General features: G+C 56.8%; 19 protein-coding genes. 2 read left to right on the forward strand and 17 right to left on the reverse strand.

Annotated features, from left to right (window positions below; all coding sequences use genetic code 11):
- The first annotated feature begins 77 nt into the window (after positions 1-77).
- Complete coding sequence (locus tag GZH47_RS10060) at positions 78-1,049, forward strand: aldo/keto reductase (protein ID WP_162639973.1); 972 nt, start codon at positions 78-80, stop codon at positions 1,047-1,049.
- A 79-nt stretch (positions 1,050-1,128) separates the two neighbouring features.
- Here the strand turns inward: GZH47_RS10060 and GZH47_RS10065 are convergent, their stop codons facing one another.
- Complete coding sequence (locus GZH47_RS10065; RefSeq protein WP_162639974.1) at positions 1,129-2,259, reverse strand: glycoside hydrolase family 88 protein; 1,131 nt, start codon at positions 2,257-2,259, stop codon at positions 1,129-1,131.
- A gap of 123 nt (positions 2,260-2,382) precedes the next feature.
- On the opposite strand from GZH47_RS10065, the gene GZH47_RS10070 reads away from it, so the two are divergent.
- The gene (locus tag GZH47_RS10070; RefSeq protein WP_162639975.1) at positions 2,383-3,249 is read left to right on the forward strand and encodes an AraC family transcriptional regulator; all 867 of its coding nucleotides are present in this window, start codon (positions 2,383-2,385) and stop codon (positions 3,247-3,249) included.
- Between the two features lie 43 nt (positions 3,250-3,292).
- On the opposite strand, the gene GZH47_RS10075 is transcribed toward GZH47_RS10070, so the two are convergent.
- The 16 genes from GZH47_RS10075 to GZH47_RS10150 all read right to left on the reverse strand — a co-directional run bounded on the left by GZH47_RS10075 (position 3,293) and on the right by GZH47_RS10150 (position 21,264).
- Complete coding sequence (locus GZH47_RS10075; RefSeq protein WP_162639976.1) at positions 3,293-3,946, reverse strand: ThuA domain-containing protein; 654 nt, start codon at positions 3,944-3,946, stop codon at positions 3,293-3,295.
- Positions 3,947-3,961: 15 nt separating this feature from the next.
- A complete protein-coding gene (locus tag GZH47_RS10080) occupies positions 3,962-4,687 on the reverse strand; it encodes an SDR family oxidoreductase (protein ID WP_162639977.1) in 726 nt (241 codons plus the stop codon).
- An 85-nt stretch (positions 4,688-4,772) separates the two neighbouring features.
- Positions 4,773-5,582, reverse strand: a complete 810-nt coding sequence (locus tag GZH47_RS10085) for an alpha/beta hydrolase (RefSeq protein WP_162639978.1) — start codon at positions 5,580-5,582, stop codon at positions 4,773-4,775.
- A 299-nt stretch (positions 5,583-5,881) separates the two neighbouring features.
- Positions 5,882-8,779 carry a family 78 glycoside hydrolase catalytic domain gene (locus GZH47_RS10090; RefSeq protein WP_404823769.1) on the reverse strand — a complete coding sequence of 966 codons (2,898 nt, stop codon included), beginning with the start codon at positions 8,777-8,779 and terminating at the stop codon, positions 5,882-5,884.
- A gap of 31 nt (positions 8,780-8,810) precedes the next feature.
- Positions 8,811-9,725, reverse strand: coding sequence for an aminoglycoside phosphotransferase family protein (locus GZH47_RS10095; RefSeq protein WP_162639979.1), 915 nt, complete (start codon positions 9,723-9,725; stop codon positions 8,811-8,813).
- Between the two features lie 32 nt (positions 9,726-9,757).
- A complete protein-coding gene (locus GZH47_RS10100) occupies positions 9,758-10,897 on the reverse strand; it encodes an acyltransferase family protein (protein WP_162639980.1) in 1,140 nt (379 codons plus the stop codon).
- 14 nt (positions 10,898-10,911) lie between these two features.
- A complete protein-coding gene (locus tag GZH47_RS10105) occupies positions 10,912-11,673 on the reverse strand; it encodes a DeoR/GlpR family DNA-binding transcription regulator (protein ID WP_162639981.1) in 762 nt (253 codons plus the stop codon).
- Positions 11,674-11,710: 37 nt separating this feature from the next.
- Positions 11,711-12,172, reverse strand: coding sequence for a hypothetical protein (locus GZH47_RS10110; RefSeq protein ID WP_162639982.1), 462 nt, complete (start codon positions 12,170-12,172; stop codon positions 11,711-11,713).
- The gene (locus GZH47_RS10115) at positions 12,147-12,554 is read right to left on the reverse strand and encodes a hypothetical protein (RefSeq protein WP_162639983.1); all 408 of its coding nucleotides are present in this window, start codon (positions 12,552-12,554) and stop codon (positions 12,147-12,149) included. Before GZH47_RS10115 ends, GZH47_RS10110 begins: the two co-directional genes overlap by 26 nt.
- Positions 12,551-13,570, reverse strand: a complete 1,020-nt coding sequence (locus GZH47_RS10120) for an ABC transporter ATP-binding protein (protein WP_162639984.1) — start codon at positions 13,568-13,570, stop codon at positions 12,551-12,553. The genes GZH47_RS10115 and GZH47_RS10120 overlap by 4 nt, the downstream gene beginning before the upstream one ends.
- 26 nt (positions 13,571-13,596) lie before the next feature.
- Positions 13,597-14,610 (reverse strand): ABC transporter ATP-binding protein, encoded by a 1,014-nt coding sequence (locus GZH47_RS10125; RefSeq protein ID WP_162639985.1) that lies wholly within the window; start codon positions 14,608-14,610, stop codon positions 13,597-13,599.
- Between the two features lie 12 nt (positions 14,611-14,622).
- Positions 14,623-15,783: an ABC transporter permease gene (locus GZH47_RS10130; protein ID WP_162639986.1), complete on the reverse strand. Its 1,161-nt coding sequence runs from the start codon at positions 15,781-15,783 to the stop codon at positions 14,623-14,625.
- The gene (locus GZH47_RS10135) at positions 15,780-16,778 is read right to left on the reverse strand and encodes an ABC transporter permease (protein ID WP_162639987.1); all 999 of its coding nucleotides are present in this window, start codon (positions 16,776-16,778) and stop codon (positions 15,780-15,782) included. The genes GZH47_RS10130 and GZH47_RS10135 overlap by 4 nt, the downstream gene beginning before the upstream one ends.
- A gap of 118 nt (positions 16,779-16,896) precedes the next feature.
- Positions 16,897-18,927 (reverse strand): ABC transporter substrate-binding protein, encoded by a 2,031-nt coding sequence (locus GZH47_RS10140; protein WP_162639988.1) that lies wholly within the window; start codon positions 18,925-18,927, stop codon positions 16,897-16,899.
- 247 nt (positions 18,928-19,174) lie between these two features.
- Positions 19,175-19,993, reverse strand: a complete 819-nt coding sequence (locus GZH47_RS10145) for an AraC family transcriptional regulator (protein WP_162639989.1) — start codon at positions 19,991-19,993, stop codon at positions 19,175-19,177.
- Between the two features lie 380 nt (positions 19,994-20,373).
- Positions 20,374-21,264 (reverse strand): carbohydrate ABC transporter permease, encoded by an 891-nt coding sequence (locus tag GZH47_RS10150; RefSeq protein ID WP_162639990.1) that lies wholly within the window; start codon positions 21,262-21,264, stop codon positions 20,374-20,376.
- Between the last annotated feature and the right edge of the window lie 7 nt (positions 21,265-21,271).

Consider the following 21,271-nt stretch of genomic DNA (forward strand, 5'->3'; position numbering starts at 1 on the left):
ATTGCCACGCCACGCAAAACATGGCATGCTCAAGTTGATGCAACGACTATGCTATTTATGGGGAGGTCATGGGAGAAATGCGATATCAGTTCATACCGGGTACGGACTTGAACGCTTCCGTCATCTGCATGGGGACGGGCGGCTGCGGGGGAGGCATGTCCCGCGAGGATGCGTTCCGGCTGTTTGATCTTTATTTGGAGCTGGGCGGCAATTTCATCGATACGGCGCATTCCTACGATAACTGGCTTGGCATGGGAAGAAGCTTGACCGAAACCCGGCTCGGCGAGTGGATGAAGGAACGGGGCAACCGCGAGAAGCTTGTTTTCGCCACCAAGGGCGGGCATCCCGAAGAGGAAACGCCGCACCAAGCCAGACTCGGACGAGACGTCCTTCATCAAGAGATCGATGAAAGCCTGCAGCTGCTGGGCACCGACTATATCGACCTGTACTGGCTGCATCGCGATGAGCCGAGCAGGCCTGTCGAAGAAATCATGGAAACGCTCCACAGCCAGGTGCTTGCCGGCAAAATCCGTCATATCGGCTGCTCGCACTGGACCGTGGAGCGGATCAAGAAAGCGCAGGCCTATGCGGCTGCCAATGGACTGACCCCGTTCGTGGCCAATCAGCCGTATTGGAATCTCGCCGGCTATTATACCGGCTCGGAGACGGATGACTTGGAAGCAGACCGGCGCTACTATGCGGAAACCGGCATGGCCGTCATCCCCTTCTCCTCGCAGGCGAACGGCTTCTTCAGCGGCCGGTATGCGCGCGGACAAGCAGCGGGTGCGCAAGGAAGCTCGGCCCACGTGGAACGGACCTTCTTTAACGATCGCTGCTTCGATCTCTTGGATCGCGTCCAGCAGCTGGCAAGCGAGCTCGGAACGACCGGCACCGTCATTGCGCTCGCGTATTTGACGTCGCAGCCGTTCCTTGTCTTCCCGATTATCGGATCGAAGACGCCGGAATACATGCGCGACAGCTGCACGGCCGGGGATCTGCTGCTGACGCCGGAACAGCTTCGGTTCCTGGAGACGGGTTCTTCCCACTAATCCTTGGAACAAAATAACCCCCGCCGGCACATCGCCGGCGGGGTCTTTGCTCGTATTACGCGTTCAATAAAGTCCAGCCTCAGCGCTCGTACCAATAGCCCGGAACACCGCTATTCAGCCGCATCAACGCTTCAAGGAAGAAATAATCGCCCCAAATGACGAAATCATCGGGCGATGCGCCGCCTCTCACCGAATACGACCCATGACGCAGGAAGCCTTCTTCGGTCTCGCTCCCCGCCGTAAAATAATGCTCGATCAAGCTGCCCATCGACCGTTGCGCAGCCGCAAGCAATACTTCCCGCTCCGGATCGTCGCCGGATAAATGACCGACAATCTCCAGCAGGCCGCAAGCGGTAATCGCGGATGCCGAACTGTCCCGCGGCGTGCCGCCCGTCTGCGGGGCGTCGAAATCCCAGTACGCCACATGATCCTCCGGCAGATGCGCGATGAAATAACGCGCCAGCCGTTTGGACGTTTCCAGAAACGCCGGCTCCTGGAAGTAACGGTAAGCAAGCGCGAAGCCGTAGATGCCCCAAGCTTGGCCGCGCGTCCAAGTAGAGCCGTCTTGAAACCCTTGATGGGTGCCGCCGCGAATGGCATGGCCCGTGTCTGGATCGAAATAAAACGTATGGTAGGAAGAATCGTCCCCGCGCACGAGGAAACGCCGGCTTTTCTCGGCATGCATGCGCGCCGCCGCCGCATAATCCGGATTGCCCGTCTGCTCCGTCGCCCAATACAGGAGCGGGAGGTTCATTAAACAATCGATGATGATGCGTCCGCCGTTCTCCGGATCGCCCTCCGCTCCCCAGGCCTGAATCAATTGCGAACCTGACCGCCACCGCTTCATCAGCACGTCTGCGGCCTGCAGCGCCAATGCTTTGGCCGCTTCGTCGCCCTCGATGATCCACTGTGCTTTGGCGGATAGCGAGTACAGAAACCCGATATCGTGATGGTCCAGCTGCTTGTCCTGTTCCAATCGTTCTCGGAAGGAAGCCACGCTTTGGACGGCAGCCTCGCGGAATGCCTCGTCGTTCGTGTATTCATAGCTCAACCATAAGATGCCCGACCAAAATCCTTCCGTCCAGCTCGTATGGTCCAACAGCTCGTATTTGCCGTCGCCGTTGCTGACATGCGGGAATCGCGTCTTGAAGCGGCTCAAATTCGCGATCGTCGTGCGAAGCGTCTGTTCGATTGCAGTTGTCCAATTCATGAATGGGCGATGCCTCCTAGTGGATCGAGCTATTTTGCTTTCTTCCTCCAGTATAGGTGCGATCCATCCTAGATTTGTTGTGCTATTATAGAGGTAAATTGCGAATATGAGGGTAATCACACGATGGCATACGTTGTTCCGATCGCCTACGAATTCGGCTCCTTTATCTTTAATCACAAGCGAAAGTCAGATCAATCCCGCTATTACCATGCGCATCCGGGCATTGAACTGCTGTATATCTACGAAGGCGAGGGAGAGGTCATGCTGGACGGCAGCCATTACCCGATCGGCCAAGGAACCCTGCTCTGGTTGCAGCCCTATCAGCTTCATCTAGTCGATGTGCCTTTCAACGCCGATATCGCCTACGTGCGCACCAATCTCACCTTTGATCCGCATGTGTTAGCCGCTTATTTGGCGCCTTTCCCCGGATTGCTGCGATTCTACGAACACATTTGGAAGGGCAATTTGTCAAAGCAAATCTTCACGCTGCAAGCGGAAAACCCGTTAGTCGGGCTATTGGAAGAATTTCAGCTCGTCCTCCATGAACCGCCCGAAGAACGCGAGGAAAGCTTCGGTCTCACGATGCTGAAGCTGCTTCGCCTGCTGCAGCGATCCGTGTTCAAGGAGAGCCTCTCCCAGTCTCAGACGCAGTCGGGCCCGCGGGCATTGAAGCATGTGGAAACCATTATGGAATGGGTGGAGCAGCATTACCGCCGGCCCTTCCGCTTGGACGAAATCGCCGAGGCGTTGTTCTTATCCCCCTATCACTTGTCCCACTTGTTCAAAGCCTCGACGGGCATGACGTTATCGGACCATATTCGGCTTCGCCGGGTCAGAGAAGCTTGTTCGCTGCTCGCCAACACGTCCAAGCCGATTCAAGAAATCGCAGCGGAAGTCGGCGGATTGAGCTCGTCTTACTTCTGCCAGATGTTCAAGCGGCATAAGGGCGTTACGCCGGAGGAATACCGCAAGACCGTTCGCAAAGCGTAGAGAAAAGGCGTCATCGTTATCCGATGACGCCTTTTCCGCCGGGCTACGTCTGCCGCAGCGCCCATAGTCCCGCTTGCTTGATCAATCGACGATAAGCCGGGTTCAGGAAGGACGGGTTATGATGACCCGGCATCAGATAGACGACGCGCCCGAGGCCGAACGCGTGCGCCCACGCCGCAGGCCATCTCGCTCCTTCATGTTCGTATTCCATTAGAATCGTCGTCTCGCCGATCGGGTCCATCTGGAAACGATACGGCTCCTCGTCGATCGTGAAGGGCTCGATGCCTTGCATGATCTCATGCTCGGCCGCTCCTTCGGCAGGATGAAACGGCAGCGACGTGTATTCGGGATGGCCGGTGAAGCGAGCCCCGATCAGCTGCGCGAGCTCCGGATCGGCTTGCAGCGAGATCCCGTTGTGCATGACGAGCAGTCCCCCGCCGCCGCTGACGTAGCCAAGCAGTCCTGCGACCTCTTCCCGCGCTTTCTTGCTTCTCCACGCATCGGAATAAGAGACGACAAGGTCGAAAGGCGCCAGTTCGGAACCGCGCAGGCAGCCGTAATCTTCCGTCACGGTCCATGCCAGTTCCTCCTCTCCGAAGATCGTCCGTATCTCTTCCATCGCCGCTTGCAAAGGATGGTAACGCGGCGCGGTCAAATCTCCCAATAGCAATGCGCTGCTGGATTCCTTCACGCTCATGCCAGCTTCCCCCTTTTACGTCCAGCTCATCTCGGAGCCTGCATAGTCCCGAAATGCCGGATGTTCGCGTTCGTTCGTTTCGGCCAAATAGCCGGTTATGACATTCATAATGCCTGCCGACGCTTCATCGGACGTGATCGCCGCTTTCTCGTTCAATTTGCCGCTCATGTAGCTCTGCATCCAGCCCGGATGGATAACGAGCACTTTGCCGCCGTGCTTGCGCAGCTGATTGTGAAGAATATTGGATTGAATGTTCAAAGCGGCCTTCGACATGCAGTATCCGTACCAGCCTTCGCGCCAGGTTTGGTTGATTTGTCCCGCTTCGGAGGAGATATTCACCACGAGCTTATCCTCGCCCTGAAGCAGCAGCGCGCCGAGCGCCTGCGTCACCCGCAGCGGCCCCATCGCATTCACGCGGTAAATCTGTTCGATCTTCTCGTAATCGATGTCGCCGAAAATTTGACCGGCATGATCGCCCGCGATGCCCGCGTTGTTGACGAGCAGATCCAGCCGGCCCGTCCGCTCCGCGATGCGCGCCGCCGCCTCGCTGACGCTGCTTCCGCTTGAAATGTCGAGCGGAAGCACGACCAATCGCCCGCCCCGCTCATCTTGCAGCTGATGAAGCGCGGGCCAGTCGGCCAAATAACTCCCCGCGAATACCGCATAGCCCGCATCCAGCAGCCGTACGGTCATCGCATAGCCAAGACCGCGATCCGCTCCGGTCACTACCGCATATTTCATCTTGTTCGCTCCTTCGATTTGAAATCATATCGACTTGCAGATCAGCTCCCCGCTTCCCCGATGCACGCTTCCCGCCCTCATGATGTCACAGCTCTCGGCGAATCGGCAGCCAATCCAGTACATCGCGGATGGCCGCATCCCAATAGCGCCATTCATGACCCTCATTCGGCGCTTCGACGTAGGTGAGATCCGCTCTTCCCGCGAATTGGTCGCGAAACGCATGATTGATCGCCAGATTGAAATCCGCGCTCCCGCACGCCTGGAAGAACTTCGGCAGCTTGGCGCCGCTAGCAAGCAATTGCTCGAGCACATGGGCCAGATCATTATCGCTGCCATCGTATTCCTCCCTCGTCCCGAACGTCAGCCGGGCCATCTGCTGAAGAATCGGATTGGAGAAACCGAGCATTTCCGAATCCGTCGCGATTCGGCTGCGCTGATTCAAGCTTCCCGACAAGCTCGCCACGGCCGCGAACCGTTCCGGACAGCGAATGCCAAGCTTGAACGCGCCGTAACCGCCCATCGACAACCCCGCGGCAAACGTATCTTCCCGCCGATCCGAGATCGGGAAATACCCTTTGACGATCTCCGGCAATTCATCCGCTAGATAGGTGAAATACTTGAAGCCGTGCTTCATATCCGAATAGAAGCTGAATTGAACGTCCGGCATGACGATCACAAGCCCTTTGTTGGCCGCATACCGTTCGATGGACGTGAATCTCTGCCAGCAGGTATGGTTGTCCGAAGCGCCGTGCAGCAAATAAAGAACCGGATAAGGCGGGCGAATACCGCCTTGGGCAAGCCCGACCTGGCCTCGCGCCCGCTCCGGCAGAATGACGTCGATCGCGCTTTGCATGCCTAACGTTTCCGAGAAAAATTCCAGATGCGCCAATGCCATGTCGGCCTACTTCCTTTCTTCAGGCGAAGATGGGGAATTCATCGTCTTGCCGAACCAAGCTTGTTCACGCTTGTTCACGCTTACATTTCCATGAAGATTATAGGCCACGACTATTATTTTGTAAACAAATTTTAATTAATGAGATGAAATAATTAAAATAATGAAATTAATTAATTTTTGTTGAAAGACACCGAACAACACGAACAGCCCTCCAATTTGCTGCGCGTACGCAGCAAACGGCGGGCTGTCATCATGCCGTCTATTCGATCTCCGGAACGCCATGCAGCAACAATCAACTATCAGCCGATGGCCGCTAAGTCACTCAATATGGCGTTAAACTGCTCCTCCGTCATCGCGGACATCGGATTCTCGAATACCTGCTGCACGCTCAGCTTCTTCACGAAGTGAATGGCCGGTCCGGTCAGCGCTTGAGGAATATGGCGCTGGAGCACGCCTGCGGCCGCTTCGTCGGCCAACAACTCTTCAAGCTTCGAATCGGCATTGTAGCGATTGCGGAAGATCTCCCCGTTCTCATAGGCGAACCGATAGGTGCCGGAGCCGATTTCAAGCTTGGCGCCCGTTGGCGTATCGACGGCAGAGCGGATCCCTTCAACGGTCCCGACCAGCTGCCCGCCTTCCTTTAAGTCTGCGATTGCCGCTCCGCGCAAGATCACTTCCGCCGTACAATTGGCCGGAATCCGCACCGTTACTTCGATCTGCTTCCCGTTCTCGATGCCCCAGCCGGATTCGATCCGCCCATACATGGAGAGATGCGAAGTCCTTGCATGCGTCAGCTTGTTCATGCCGAACATCGGCTCGATCCGAATCCGCTTGAACGCCGGCACGGCTGCATCCATATCCAGTCCCGCTACCTTCCGGTACATCCAGTCGCCGACCGCGCCGTAGGAGTAGTGATTGAACGAATTCATGTCGTCGCTCCAGAAGGAACCGTCGTCCTTGATGCTGTCCCAGTGCTCCCAAATCGTCGTCGCGCCTTTGGAAACGGAATACAGCCAGCCCGGGTAGCTCGTCTGCAGCAGCAGCTTCACGGCGGTGTCGTGATAGCCGTTCTGCGACAGCGCGAAGCACAAGTATGGCGTACCGACGAAGCCGGTCGTCAGATGGCAGCCGTTCTCGGCGATCAGCTCGTTCAAATCCCGGGCAACCCGGCCGCGAACCTGCTCTCCCGCAAGATCGAACATAAGCGCCAGCACATGGGCGGTTTGCGTCGGCGCAGTCATTCTGCCATTCGGCGACATAAACTCGTCGCGGAATGCCTGCACGACATGCCGGTGAAGCTCGCCGTAACGCCGAGCATCCTCCGTCCTGCCGAGCACCTGCGCCGCATCCCGCACGATGCGCGCGGAATAGGCGTAATACGCCGTTGCCACGAGCTCTCTCGGCGTCGCTCCGATGTAGCTGTTCTCCTTGGCATCCAGCGCAAGCCAATCGCCGAAATGAAAGCCCGTGGTCCACAAGTATTCCTGCTCGCCTTGCGCGCGGATGAACTCCACCCAGGCCTTCATGCTCTCGAATTGCTCCGCCAGCAACCGCCGGTCGCCGTAATATTGATAGACCGTCCACGGACATATGACAGCCGCATCGCTCCAGGCCGCCGAGTTCGCGCCGCCGATAACGTCCGGAATAACGAACGGCACGCCGCCGTCCGCATGCTGCTCCGCCTTCAAGTCGCGCAGCCATTTGGTAAAGAACGGCGCCCCTTGGTAGTTGAACAACGCCGTGCTGATGAACACCTGCGCGTCGCCCGTCCAGCCCAGCCGTTCATCGCGCTGCGGACAATCGGTGGGCACGTCGAGGAAGTTGCCCCGCTGCCCCCACTTGATATTGGCCTGCAGCCGGTTGACCCTCTCGTCCGAACACTCGAATGTTCCCGTCGGCTCCATGTCGGAATGCATCACTTCCCCGGCGAAAGCATCCAGCGGAAGCCCGTTCTCCGCACCGGGGAAACCCTCTACCTTGACGTAGCGGAAGCCCATGAACGAGAAGTGCGGCGCGTAGCTCTCCGCGCCTTCTCCCTTGGCCGTATACGAGACCTGCTGCCTGGCGGAACGCAGATTGCCGAAGTAAATATTCCCGTCCTGCCCCAGCACCTCCGCGTGACTGAGCACGATGGACGTGCCGGCCGGCGCGGTAACCGTGAACCGCATGCGGCCGACCATGTTCTGCCCCAGATCAAGCACATGGTCGCCGGCCGGCGTCACGAAGCTTGCAACCGGACGAATCGTCTCGGTTACCCGCGTCGGCCAATTCTCCTGCGCCGCCAGCACATCCGTCTTCAGGTCAAGCGCTTCGACCGGCTTCCACTCGTCCTCGTCGAAATCCGGTCCGGCCCAGCCGGTCAGCTCGCGCCGCGCGTCATAGGTCTCGCCGTGATAGATCGTGGAATAGAGTACGGGCCCGATCTGCGCTTTCCAGCTGTCATCGGTCGAGATAACGGCTTCCGTACCGTCTTGATAGGCGACATGCAGCTGCACGAGCGCCGCCCGGTGCTCGCCGTATCGGAAATTCTTCCCTTCGAAGCCTAGGCCGCTCCTGTACCAGCCGTCGCCGAGATGAATGCCGATTGCATTGCTTCCTTGCCGCAGCAGCCCCGTCACCTCGTACGTCTGATATTGCAGCCGGCTTGAATAACTGGTCCAGCCCGGCGCGAGCAAATCCTCCGAGACCGGCTCCCCATTGACGAACAGCTCATATACGCCGGCCGCCGTTGCATAGATGCGCGCCGACGCGATTTCCTTATCCAAGGCAAAGCCTTTGCGGAGCAGGTACGAAGCTTCCGACTGCGGGTCGATCTCGCGCGGATCGGGCGTAATCCAGCGGGCCGTCCATTCATCGCTGCCGAGCAGCCCCGTCTCGAACCAGGAGGTCTCGCTCCAATCGGACGGATCGCCGGACTGATTCCACGCCATCGCCTGATAGTAATAGCGGGTACGGGATGCCAGCTTCGGTCCGTCATAGGAGAGCTGAATCGACTGCTCCGAATCTACGCGTCCGGTATCCCAGAGCGGCGAGCCGAAATCCCCGTCGCTGCCGGCAACCCTGAGCCGATAGGCGCTCTGCTGCGTTCCGCGGCGGTCCGATTCGATTCGCCAGCTGAATTGCGGGCGCTCCGCGCCGATGCCCAGCGCCTCCGACCGGTATTCGCATGTCACATCCTTGACCATGAACAGTGCCACGACTAACAGCCTCCTTTATAATTCACCGCGGTTAGCTCGTTAACGATAGCAGGAATTGCCGCATGTACCGATAGTCCCGGTCCCGTCCCATCTTGGCAAAGAAACGAAGGCCGTCCAGTCCCTTGAAATAATAGGCGCCGATCATCCGTTTTTGAAAATCCGGAATGTCGATCCCCAGCTTCTCGCTGCATTCCTGGTAGGCCTTCACGACGTCCGTCTCCCCCATCATGATCTTCAAGGTAGCCACGTCTACGATAAAATCGCCATAGGCGAAGTTGCCGTCGATGATCCCGGTGATCCGCCGGCCATCCGATAGAATGTTCCACGGAGACACGTCGCCATGGATGAAATGACGATGCGGCTCATTGTAGACCGAGTAGGCCAGCAGCCGCTGATAGCATTCATCGACGACGTCTTGCTCCAAGCCGGGGATTTCGCGCCACCCTTCCCAGAACCCGGTTTGTTCGTCGGCAAAGAACGAAACGACATAATCCCGCCAGGCGGGGAATGCGCCGTTGCCGTCGGGCTGGATCCAGCCGAAGCCGCCGGTCGCCCCGACATCCATATGGTTCATTGCGGTCAGCATGCGAATCAGTTCGGGCAGCTGAAGCGACTGCTCTTCGGCCGTGCAGTCGACAAGGTTGCGGCCGGGGATGCGCTCCAGAATCGAATACGCCAGCAGGCCGGCCTTCCCTTGCCCCATGCACCTCGGGAACGGAATGCCTTGCTGTCTGAGCAGTCTCGAGACGTAGCCTTCCGTCTCGTATGCATGTTCCATATCGCTGAATTTAATGATATACGCCGCGCCGTTCAGGCTGAACGCGAACACGCTGCTTAAATTCCCGCCGCTTACGGGCGCAATGCCCGTCGCGCCTTCCCCGAGATGATGGCTGATCGCGCTGACGATGCCGGCGGTGTCGACCATGGGTTTGACATAAGCGGTCATCGCCCGCTCCCTCCCCTCTTCTTGCTTGCAAGTCAATCGAACTTAAGCGGTTCATTGCCCCATGCAGCCGGCGAATCGACCGCGGGACGCTTTGATTTCTTGGTGATGAGGTCCCTCAGTTTCATGATCGGCACCTCGAAGTAGCGATGGGCGACGAAGTTAAACGCAATCAGTATGATGAGCGCGAATACGAGCAGATACAAGCTGTGTCCGATGCTGGACGTCGTATTTTCCTTGCTGAACCAGACGAACAGATTCCAATGAAACAAGTAATAGCCGTAGCTTTGGGCGCTGATGAAACCGATGAAGCCGCGGAGTTTCGGCAGCCGCCCCATGCGCGGGATATGCGTCTCGAAGACTGCGATCAGCAGCGCGATACACAACGACACCACGCTGAACAGCAGCGTCCGGTCGAACCAGGAATGATCCATCGTCTGCTCCGCTATCCCTTTGTACACCAAGTAGCCGCTGAAATAGGCAAGCCCCGCAACCGCGATCAGCAAGGACGTCTTGCCGGTAAGATATTTTCGGTAAAAGGCCGCATGGTAGGTCTTGACCCCTGCCAGCATGACGCCGAACACCAGACTGTCGAGACGCAGCGGGATTTGCTTGCGAACCCCGTAATCCCACAGCGGCTGATTGTTGTGCACTTCGAACATTCTGAGGATGGGGAAGAACGCGATGAGCAGCGCCGAGACGACGAAGAAAGCCGCCGGCTTACGGCGGAATTTGCCCGCGAGCAGCAGCGGTACCGGCATCAGCAGGTAGAACCATTCCTCGATCGATAGACTCCACGAGATCGGCAGGAAGGCCAAATGCGACTCGTTGAAATTTTGCAGGAAGACGAGATTCGTCAGATTCATATGGTGCGTGACGAACAGATAGGTGATGGCTACCGCCAGCAAGTAGAGCGGCAGCGTCCGAAACCAGCGGCGAACGTAGAAGGTGCCCAGCCGGGACAAGGAGCCGTTCTCCACGATCTCCTGCAGCAGGATTCGCCCGATCAAGAAGCCGCTCAGCACGAAAAACAATTCCACGCCCAAATAGCCGGTCACATAGTTGAGCGGATTCCAATCGTGATAGGACATGAAGAAGAAACCGAGCCCATGGCAGAACAAGACGAGCAGTATGGCGCTGCTGCGGATGATATCCAAGCCGGCATTCCGTTCCATGATCGCACGCTCCTTCAATCCGGCAGCTGAATGACGTCGATGGACCGCCGCCGGAGCTGCTGCACGTATTCGGCGGGCGTCTGCGCATCCGTGATGAGATGGTCGATCCGGTCCCAGCCGGTTATCGTCGTAAACGCCTGCGTATTGAATTTGCTGTAATCGGCCAGCAGGTACACATGCTCCGCCATCCCGACCATCTTCCTTTTCACCCTGGCCTGCAGCTCGTTGGACTCGGAAATTCCGCGCTCCATATGCACGCCTTTGCAGGAAATAAACGCCTTATCCACGTAATACTCTTCCAGCGATTGCTCCGCCAAAGGGCCGACGAAGGAGAGCGAGTTCGGGACGAGCGTTCCGCCGGTGCTGATGACGACGACATTCTTCTTCTCGCTGAGCACGAACGCGACCTTCAGCGAATTCGTCACCACCGTCAGCGGGATATCCGGCAGCTGCGCGGCAAGATGCCAAGCCGTCGTGCTTGCATCCAGCACGATCCGTTCGTTAGGTTCGACGAATGTGGCGGCTTCCGTGGATATATGCTGTTTCTCCGTCACATGAACCGTCTCTCTAAGCAAATAGGGCGTTTCCGACTGCGGCACGATGCGAATCGCCCCGCCATAGCTGCGAAGCAGCCGGCCTTCGCCTTCCAATCGATCCAGATCGCGGCGAATCGTCTCCTCCGTAACCTTGCACAATTGACTAAGCTCGGCGACGCGGATGCTTCCTTTCTCGTTTACCATCCGTAGAATGTACTGGTATCTTTCCGCGACGAGCATGATCTTCCCCCTTATAACGGGTTGATTCCCGTACTGGTCATTGGTCTGAGGGGACCGCCCTCTTCGCTATTAAGACAGACACCATGAACAGCGCCAGCGCGCAGACGGCTTCGGCGGCAGCCAAGAGCCAATCGTCCCCCGGATTCTTCTTCCGGTCCATGGCGAACACAATCATCTCGCACAAGAACAGAACCGCAAGCTGCACGGCCAACAGCTTCGTGAACGACGACCAAATCCTGCCCGCGTCGGCCCGTTTCTTCAAATAATGCTGCGCGTAATAGACGAACGCGAGCCAGATGATGCCAAGCGTAATGAACGTGCCGTATTCGACCGCTTGCCATGCGTACGGATCCACGCCGATATAGGAGAACACGTCGATGGCGGCCCCCCGTATCGCCAGCCAGTCGAATATGCCGAGGACGGAGAGGATGACGGTCAGTCCCACGGACAAGAATCCGGCCAGCGTCTGCCTTCTATGTTCCTGCAGTAATGGATCCATCCCTCACCTCTTCGCTCCACTCGCGAGAAACCTCCCGGATATTGCGCAGCATGAGCTGGCGCGTCTCTTCGTTCTCGACGAGATTGGTTTTCTTGACAAAGGCCGATAACCGGCGGAGCTTGCGCACGTAACTGCGGGCGGCCAGCCGCTGCGCGATGCCGAGCGCGGCGGCATCCCCCTGCTCTTGCAGACGGATCATCTTCTTCGTATGCTTGAGCGACCAACGCTCCGGGATCATGCCGGTCGACGTGATATGCTCGAGATCGGCATGCTTCTCGCCGAAGATCTTGGCCATCATGAAGCGCATGTACCAGATGGAAGCGAGCATGATCAGAAACAAACAAACCATGAAGACGAGCAAAATCAGGGCGATGGCCGTCATTGGGCGACAGCTCCTTGCAATTGCAGCTCGCCCGCGAAGTGGCAGGCGGAATAATGTCCTTCGCCGACCTGCTTCCATTCGGGCGCCTGGCTCTTGCAGATGTCCTGCGCATAGGGACAGCGCGGGTGGAAGTAGCAGCCGGAAGGCGGCTTCGCCGGATTGGCAACCTCGCCTGCCAGAATGATCCGGTTCGATTTCTTGCGCGGATCCGGCATCGGCTTGGCGGACAGCAGCGCTTCCGTATACGGATGCTGCGGGTTCTTGAACAATTCCTTCGTCGCGGCGGTCTCCACCATCTTGCCGACATACATGACGCCGACCCGATTGGAAATATGCTGTATAACGCCAAGGTCATGGGAGATGAACAGATAGCTTAAATGCAATTTCTCCTGCAAATCCTGCAGCAGATTGATGATCTGGGCTTGCACGGAAACGTCGAGCGCCGACACCGCTTCGTCGCAGACGATGAATTTCGGATTCGTCGCCAGCGCCCGCGCGATCCCGATGCGCTGGCGCTGCCCGCCACTGAATGCATGCGGGTACCGCTCCAGATGCCGGCTGTTCAAGCCGACCATTTCCATCAGCTCCATGACGCGTTCCTTGAGCGCGTCGCCCCGGGCCATGCCGTTGCAAATGAGCGGCTCCGCGATAATGCTGAGCACCGTCATTCGCGGGTTGAGCGAGGAGTACGGGTCTTGGAAGATCAGCTGCATATCCCGGCGGATCGCCCGCAGCTCGTGGTTGTTCAGCTTCATGACGTCTTTGACTTCGCCTTGCCGGTTCTGGAACAGCGTCGTTCCCGAGGTCGGCTCGATCGCCCGCAGGACGCACCGTCCGAGCGTCGTCTTGCCGCAGCCGGATTCTCCGACCAGGCCGAGCGTTTCGCCGGGCCGAATCTGAATATGAACATCGTCGACGGCTCTTACGAAGCCGACGGTTTTCTTCATGAAGCCTTGCTTGATCGGAAAATATTTCTTCATCGAACGGACGTCCAGTACAAACTCCTCTTGCGTCATGGAACCACCTCCGCGAAAGATATATGTTAGACCGAGTCCACCAGCAGGCAGCGGACGGAATGCCCCTTCTCCACTTCGATAAGCGGCACGTCGTCGACATTGCACACGCCGTCCTTCGCCAGCTTGCAGCGCGTATAGAACCCGCAGCCCTTCGGCAGATTCATCGGAAACGGCACCGTTCCCTCGATCGATTCGAGCCGCTTGCTCTCCCGCATCACCGAAGGAATGGAGTTGAGGAGCGCCCGCGTATACGGATGCTTCGGATTGTGGAACAGCGTATCGACGTCGGTATACTCCACGACTTTGCCCAAGTACATCACGGCCACGTCGTCGGACATCTCCGCAATGACGCCGAGATCATGCGTAATGAAGATGACGGACGTATCGTGATTCGACTTCAGGTCGTTGATCAGCTGCAGCACCTGCGCCTGCACCGTCACGTCGAGCGCCGTCGTCGGTTCGTCGGCAATGAGAATGGACGGGCTGCAGGAGAGCGCCATCGCGATCATCGCCCGCTGCCGCATGCCGCCCGAGAGCTGATGCGGATATTCGCTCATCCGCTGTTCCGGATTGGACATCCCGACCTTCTGCAGAATGCCGACGCCGATCCGGTAAGCTTCCTCTTTGTCATCCGTCGAGTGAAGCAGGATCGCTTCCATGATTTGATTGCCGATCGTATGGATCGGCGAGAACGCCTTCATCGGTTCCTGGAAGATCATCGCGATTTCGCCGCCGCGAATGTCCCGGATCTCTTTGCCGCGGGCATCGAGCTTGGTAAGGTCAACGACCTCGAAGGTACCGTCCTTCTTCTTGCGCGTCAGGTTGATCTGGCCCTGCACCTCGCCGGGCTTCGGCACGATCCGCAGCAGCGCCTGGGAAGTAACGCTCTTGCCGCAGCCGCTTTCGCCGACGATGCCGAGCGTCTTGCCGCGTTTGATGCGCAGGTCGACGCCGTCCACCGCTTTCAGCAGCCCTTCGTCCAATCGAAACTGCACCTTGACGTCCTTCATTTCCAATATGACGTTGTCCTGCTGTGACATAGGTTCCACTCCTTATTTATAAGGATCCGCCGCATCCCGAAGTCCGTCTCCGAGAAAGTTGAACATCAGTACGGTGAGCATGATAAAGGCAGCCGGCCATAGCAGCCACGGATGATGCGCGAGCGTCTCCAGATTCTGGGCATCCTGCAGCAGCACGCCCCACGATACCGCCGGCGCCTGCAGCCCGATGCCGAGGAAGCTCAAGGAGGTTTCCCCCAGAATGGTGCCGGGAATCGACAGCGTTACGTTAACGATGATGTAGCTGGCGAAGGAAGGGAGCAAATGCTTCCGGATGATGCGCAGGTCGCCGGCGCCCGCCAGACGGGCCGCCATCGTGAAATCCTCCTCGCGCAGCGAGAGGATCTTGCCGCGCACGACGCGGGCCAGGCCGGTCCAGCCGATGATCGAGAAGATGATGATAAGACCGAAGTACATTTTGACGGCCGACCAGTCCCGGGGCACCGCCGCCGACAGCGCCATCCATAGCGGGATGGTCGGGATGCATATGAGAAAATCGATGATCCGTTGAATGATCGTATCGGATACGCCGCCGAGGTAACCCGAAATGCCTCCGAGCAGCAGCCCGATGAAGAGCGTCAGAATGATCCCGACAAGCCCGAACGACAAGGAGATTCGTCCGCCGTAGATGATGCGCGACAGCAGGTCATGCCCAAGCTGATCCGTTCCCATGAGGAACATCGCGGAGCCTTCCTTGTTGCCGATGCCGAACAGATGAATGTTGGACGGGATGAAGCCCCACATCTTGTAGGACTCGCCTTTCGCGAACAAGCGAATCGGGTATTTCTTCGTCTTGTCCTCGGCGAAGGTCCGCAGGAACGTCTCCTTGTCGATGCTCTCCTTCATGCCGTAGACGAACGGCTGGAATTGGAAGCCCGTGTCCGGGTCGACGAAGTGAATCTTCTGCGGCGGCGCGTTCTTATAGGCCGTGAAGCGCGTATCGGACAGGTTCGGCGATACGAACTCGCAGAACAGCACGATCAGGTACATTAAGATGAGAATAACGGCCGAAATAACGGCCAGCTTATGCTTCTTGAACTTCCACCACATCAGCTGCCATTGCGAGGCGACGTCCATGTCCGGCTGCTCGGCCGACTTCTTCTTCCGGCTGGTCCGGGTGCGCAGTTGATTGATAACCGTCGTTAACCCGCTCATTCACCGACACCTCCGAAGCGGATTCGCGGATCGATCGCCGCCAGCAGAATATCCGATAACAGCGTGCCGAGCACCGTGATGACGCTGGTGATGAGGATGAAGCTGCCGCATAAATACATATCCTGCGTCATGAGCGCCTTCAGCAGCATCGGGCCGGTCGTCTGCAGGTTAAGGACGATCGAGACGATGACCTCGCCCGATATCAATGCCGGAAGCGTCCAGCCGATCGTGCTGATGAGCGGGTTGATCGCCATCCGGACAGGGTACTTGAAGAGCAATTTGCCTTCCGAGACCCCTTTGGCCCGGGCGGTAATGACGTATTGCTTGGACAGTTCGTCGAGCAGCATCCCCCGCGTGACGCGGATGAGCGAAGCGGCCGACGCCATGCCGATGACGATGACGGGCAGAATCATCCTCGGCAGCATATCCAGCACCCTCGCCATGCTCCACGGCGCGTCGAGATATTGCTGGGAGAACAGCCCCGTGACCGAGACCCCGGTTTCGATAAAAATAAAATAGACGAGCACCAGCGCGATCAGGAAGCCAGGGACCGCAACGCCGATGAACCCGATGAAGGTAAACACGTAATCAAGAATGGAATATTGGTGCGTGGCCGAATAAATGCCGATCGGAATCGCGACGAGCCATACGAATACGAGCGAGATCAGCGAGATCGTCACCGTCAATCCGAGCCGCGGCCAGATAACGTCCGCCACCGGCATGTTGAATTGGAACGAACGGCCCATATTGCCGTGCAGCACGATGTCCTTGATCCAGTAGATGTACTGCATGATCATCGACTGATCCAGGCCGTACTGCTGTTTCAAATTCAAGATGGCGCTTTCCGACACATCGTTGCCCGACAGCTTGAGCTGCTGGATATAGTTGGTCAGGAAGTCGCCAGGGGGCAGCTGGATGATGACAAACACGATAATGCTAATCGCGACCAGCAGCGGGATCAGCTGCAGTAAACGATAGGAAATATAATTGATCATTCGGTTCCCTCCCATTCAAGGTGAAACGGCTGCGCCGCAAACCGGATCGAACGAACTCCGGAGCCCAGCCGCGACGGATTCACGCGGCTGGGCTCTGCGAGTTACGTGCGCGAGTTCGTTATTTGCCGAAGAAGAATTGTTCGCCGCTGAAGTCGGTTGCTATCGCGAAGCTGCTGTCGGCCGGGATGTTATGCAGCTTGTCGCTCACGATCAGCGGCTGTTTCACGTCGCTGAGCGGGATGAAGTAATACACGTTGTCTTTCATCATTTGCTTCACTTCTTCGATGAGGCGCTTGGCGTCGTCCGGCTTGGCGGCCATCGCTTCGTCGATCTTCGCGTAGAACTTCTTCACGTCTTCCGGCGGTTCTTTGCCGTTCTTGCCGGAGCTGGAATGCCATTGATCCCACACCGGCGCCCAGTTCGCTTGTCCCCAGTCGCCCATGTACCAGAGCGGCGTGTGCGTCCAGATGACGGTCGCTTGGATATCGTTCGCCGCCAAGCGCGTGCCCCACAGCGTCTGGTCGATCGTCTTCATCGTGACGTTCAGGCCGAGCGCGCGCCACATTTCGGCGATCAATTGCGTGTAAGGAACGATGTCCGGCGCTTGCGCACCGACTTCGAACGGAATGGTGAATACTTTGCCGTCCGGACCTAAACGTTTGCCGTTGGCGTCCTTCTTCAAGCCCATGTCGTCAAGCAGCTTGCCTGCTTCATCCAAATCGAACGTCGGATCCTCGATGCTGCCCGGCTGCGCAAAGCCGTAGTAGATCGTATCGATCAGCTCTTGGCGGTTAATGGCCATGTTGAGCGCTTTGCGGAAACGGACATCCTGAACGACCTTCTGCCAGTTCGGGTTGTCGTACGTCAAATTGAGGAAGAGGTCTGTCGGCGTCACGTGCATATTGTTCAGCAAGGCTTTGTACCCGTTCTTCTCGTTTTCTTTGTACAGCGGCATCTTCACGAGCGCTGCCGATTCACGCGAGAAGTCGACTTCGCCGGCAATGGTCTTCAAGCTGACCATTTCAATGTCGTTGACGAGCGTGCTTTCGATCTTATCGATGTACGGCAGCTGGTTGCCGGCCGTATCGACTTTGAAGTAATACGGATTGCGTTCATACGTCGTCACGCTCTTCGTCGCTTTCGTAACCATCCACGGGTACAGCACAGGGAAGCCAACCGCTTCGGAATGGTTCAATTTCCAGTTCGTGATATCTTTGTAGTTGAACAGGTTGACCCACTCGCCTTTTTTGAATCCGGCTGCCTTGATAGCCGGCTCCATATCTGCAAGCGGCGTGTATTTCTTGTGGAATTGCTTCAGGTAGTGAGCAGGCTTGAGCAGCTCCGTATATCCGCGCCAGCCTTGAATGGCCAAGCGAATCAAGAGGCCGCCGTACGGACGATCGAACGTAAGCTTGAAGTTGTAGTCGTCAATGACTTCCAGCTTCATCGGCGCGCCTTCCGCTACGCCTCCGGAACGAAGGTACAGCGGGAAGATCGGGGTCAGCTCCGGATTATTGAGCACGTCCTCGACCGTGAACCGGACATCCTCGGTCGTTACGGGCACGCCGTCCGACCATTTCAGTCCTTGGCGCATTTGGAACGAGATGGATTTCTGGTCGTCGCTGAGCAAGTAATCCTTCAGCACGTTGCCGGTAATTTTCTCGCCGAGGATACTCGGCGTGTTGAGCAGCGGCTCGTTATCCATGACGAACACGTCGGCATCCCAGTTCGCTACGGATGTAACCGTTCTCAAAGTTCCGCCGTAAGTACCGACTTCGTATTTCAGCTGATCCTCGTTCATTTCGTTGGTGATCTTGTAATCGGCAGGCAAACGGTCTTTCACGTCCGGCAGGTTCTTGCCGTCAAAGTAAGAGGATTGATGGAATTCGCTGATTTGCCCATCTGCAGGTTTGTCCGTTGTTGTGTTGTTCGTTGTGTTGTTCGTGGATGCGTCGTTCGTCGCTGCGTCGTTCGTGGATGCGTTGTTCGTGGTGTCGGTCGTCGCGGGCTTGTTTGCATCGTTCTTGGAATTGTTCGCCGTGTTCGACTTGGAACCGGAATTCGATCCGCTGTCGCACCCGGTTAGCGCTGCGGTCAAAATGAGAGCGGTTACAAGAACAGCTGCCAAAAACCTTCTCTTTACCTTCATTCACAACCCTCCAATATTTTTGTTTGTTTGTCTGTGAGTTTTTTGGACTCACCATCATTATTATGTGGGACATCAAACATTTCAACAGCCTGTCGGCAACAAGCAAAGATCGTCTACTCCATGACAAAATTCGCCAAATTTCGAGATTGCGCAAACAAAAAAAGCCCCGCGCGGGACTTTTTTGGGCGCTGCTTATGCGATTGTTTGCAGGGTTGAACACGCGTTTCAAGCCGGTACCGGAACCGGTTCATCGTTTGGATGCCTGCTCTCTCAGCTGCAGCGGCGTCAAGCCGTAGTACTGCTTGAACAACTTGTAAAATTGCGATTTATCGTGATAGCCGACGCTCTTGCCGATCGCGACGGCGCATTCGCCGGACTCGAGCAGCATGCGCTTCGCTTCGCGGAGCCGCACTTCCTGCACGTATTCGGTGAACGTATACCCGCAGTACAATTTGAACGTCTTGCTGATATATTGCGGCGAATAATAACTTTCTCTAGCCAGGTCCCGAAGCGTAATCGGCGAGGCGTAATGCTGCTCGATGTAGGAAAGCAGCTTGGGCAGCAAGTCGTGGAAATCGATCGCCGACTCATGTTCGAAATTGTCCTGCATCCTGCGGAACGCGGATGCCAGCAGCAGCGTCGTGTAACCGCGCAGCATCGCGCGATAGCCGTTCTTCTTGGCCGTGTATTCGCTGTACATCGACTCCAGCAGCTCCTCCAGCTCCAGGATCGACTTGCCCTGGAACCGGATATGGTGGAAAGAACGCTGCAGAGAATGCTGGAATTCTTGAAACATCCGATGGGAGAAGAAGCCGCCGTCAGGGCCCAGCGACGTCAATTGTTCGCTTAAGAAGTCGGCTTCGATCAGAATATTCATGTACTGCGTGCCCTTCTCCGCCTGGAAGGAGTGTCTGTCCCCGACATTCATCCATATGAAATCGCCTCGCCTGACATTGTAGCTGTGCTCATTGATACGTTGGATTCCCGAGCCATGCAGGATGTAGACAAGCTCGATAAAATTGTGGGTATGCTCCGGTTCGACTGCGTGATCGGATATTTTACTCAACGCGATTTTCTCATCTTGCTGTATGCAATCAGCTGCCTTGTAAATATGCACCTCATCACCCTCCAACATCATGAGAATTCTTGTCATCTATATATCTGCCTGGACGCAGTTATGTAAGCGTTTACTTTATGTCTTATAATAAGCTTCTGCATCGAAAAAGATGTTCCTTCTTTATTTTTGATTGTATTTTTTCCCATAAGTGGAACGCACAGATACATTCGACAACAGCCTGTCAGGATTTGCGCTATATTTCGCCAAAATACGCGTATTTCCGAAAACCGAAATCGGCTAACCGAATCCAAAGCAGACAAAAATGCACCGTTTGGATCATTCGCTAAACTGTGAGTTTAACGAATGTCCTAGCGGTGCATGGCGCCAAGCTATTCCTTGACGGAACCGAGCGTAATGCCGTGAATGAAGAAACGCTGGATGAACGGGTAGATCAGCATGATCGGAATCATCGAAATGATGATTTTCGCCGCGTTGAACGTCCGGTTCGATACGGCCATCGCCTGCGCCAGCTGCTCCGGCGACATGCCGGTCATCGCTTGCGCGCTCAGCTGGGCGACCAGCGTCTGGATGTACGTTTGCAGCGGATATTGATCCTGCTTGTTCATCAAGATCAAGCCGTCGAAGAACGAGTTCCAATGAAACACGATGCTGAACAGCGTAACCGTCGCGATCGCCGGAAGCGACAGCGGAACGAACATGCGAATCATGATGTACCAAGGTCCTGCGCCGTCGATTTCGGCGGCTTCGGACAGTTCCTTCGGCAGGTTGCGGAAGAAGTTCATCAGCAGGATGACGTTGAACGTCTGCACGGCATGGGGCAGCACGAGCGCCCATATCGAGTTGAGCAGGCCGTACGACTTGACCGTCATGAACCACGGCACGATGCCGCCGCTGAACAGCATAGTGAAGACGACGAACCGCATGTAGACGTTGCGCATCCGGAATTGCTTGCTGTCCTTGGCAAGCGCGAAGGCCATCATGATCGTCAGCACGAAATTCAATAGACCGCCGAGCACGACCCGTTTGATTGAAATATAGAACGAATGGAAGAACTGGCCGTCATCGAGCACTTTAGCATAGCTAGCCGTAGTGGCATCGATCGGCGTAAGCAGTACCCGTCCCGCATCGGCCGCGGCCTTATCGCTGAACGAGACGGCAACCGTGTGAAGAAGCGGAACGAGACAGGCAAGCGAGAAGACGATCAGCCTGCGATCGGACTGGCTTGTTTTGTGTGAAATGGTTTGTGGATGAACCCACATCTACCGT

Origin of the sequence: Paenibacillus rhizovicinus, from assembly GCF_010365285.1 — a bacterium.
Lineage (GTDB): Bacteria > Bacillota > Bacilli > Paenibacillales > Paenibacillaceae > Paenibacillus_Z > Paenibacillus_Z rhizovicinus.

Excerpts from the sequence above, each read along its gene's own strand:
- GZH47_RS10060 (WP_162639973.1), top strand. The coding sequence starts at position 78 with ATGCGATATCAGTTCATACCGGGTACGGACTTGAACGCTTCCGTCATC.
- GZH47_RS10065 (WP_162639974.1), bottom strand. The coding sequence starts at position 2,259 with ATGAATTGGACAACTGCAATCGAACAGACGCTTCGCACGACGATCGCG.
- GZH47_RS10070 (WP_162639975.1), top strand. The coding sequence starts at position 2,383 with ATGGCATACGTTGTTCCGATCGCCTACGAATTCGGCTCCTTTATCTTT.
- GZH47_RS10075 (WP_162639976.1), bottom strand. The coding sequence starts at position 3,946 with ATGAGCGTGAAGGAATCCAGCAGCGCATTGCTATTGGGAGATTTGACC.
- GZH47_RS10080 (WP_162639977.1), bottom strand. The coding sequence starts at position 4,687 with ATGAAATATGCGGTAGTGACCGGAGCGGATCGCGGTCTTGGCTATGCG.
- GZH47_RS10085 (WP_162639978.1), bottom strand. The coding sequence starts at position 5,582 with ATGGCATTGGCGCATCTGGAATTTTTCTCGGAAACGTTAGGCATGCAA.
- GZH47_RS10095 (WP_162639979.1), bottom strand. The coding sequence starts at position 9,725 with ATGACCGCTTATGTCAAACCCATGGTCGACACCGCCGGCATCGTCAGC.
- GZH47_RS10100 (WP_162639980.1), bottom strand. The coding sequence starts at position 10,897 with ATGGAACGGAATGCCGGCTTGGATATCATCCGCAGCAGCGCCATACTG.
- GZH47_RS10105 (WP_162639981.1), bottom strand. The coding sequence starts at position 11,673 with ATGCTCGTCGCGGAAAGATACCAGTACATTCTACGGATGGTAAACGAG.
- GZH47_RS10110 (WP_162639982.1), bottom strand. The coding sequence starts at position 12,172 with ATGGATCCATTACTGCAGGAACATAGAAGGCAGACGCTGGCCGGATTC.
- GZH47_RS10115 (WP_162639983.1), bottom strand. The coding sequence starts at position 12,554 with ATGACGGCCATCGCCCTGATTTTGCTCGTCTTCATGGTTTGTTTGTTT.
- GZH47_RS10120 (WP_162639984.1), bottom strand. The coding sequence starts at position 13,570 with ATGACGCAAGAGGAGTTTGTACTGGACGTCCGTTCGATGAAGAAATAT.
- GZH47_RS10125 (WP_162639985.1), bottom strand. The coding sequence starts at position 14,610 with ATGTCACAGCAGGACAACGTCATATTGGAAATGAAGGACGTCAAGGTG.
- GZH47_RS10130 (WP_162639986.1), bottom strand. The coding sequence starts at position 15,783 with ATGAGCGGGTTAACGACGGTTATCAATCAACTGCGCACCCGGACCAGC.
- GZH47_RS10135 (WP_162639987.1), bottom strand. The coding sequence starts at position 16,778 with ATGATCAATTATATTTCCTATCGTTTACTGCAGCTGATCCCGCTGCTG.
- GZH47_RS10140 (WP_162639988.1), bottom strand. The coding sequence starts at position 18,927 with ATGAAGGTAAAGAGAAGGTTTTTGGCAGCTGTTCTTGTAACCGCTCTC.
- GZH47_RS10150 (WP_162639990.1), bottom strand. The coding sequence starts at position 21,264 with ATGTGGGTTCATCCACAAACCATTTCACACAAAACAAGCCAGTCCGAT.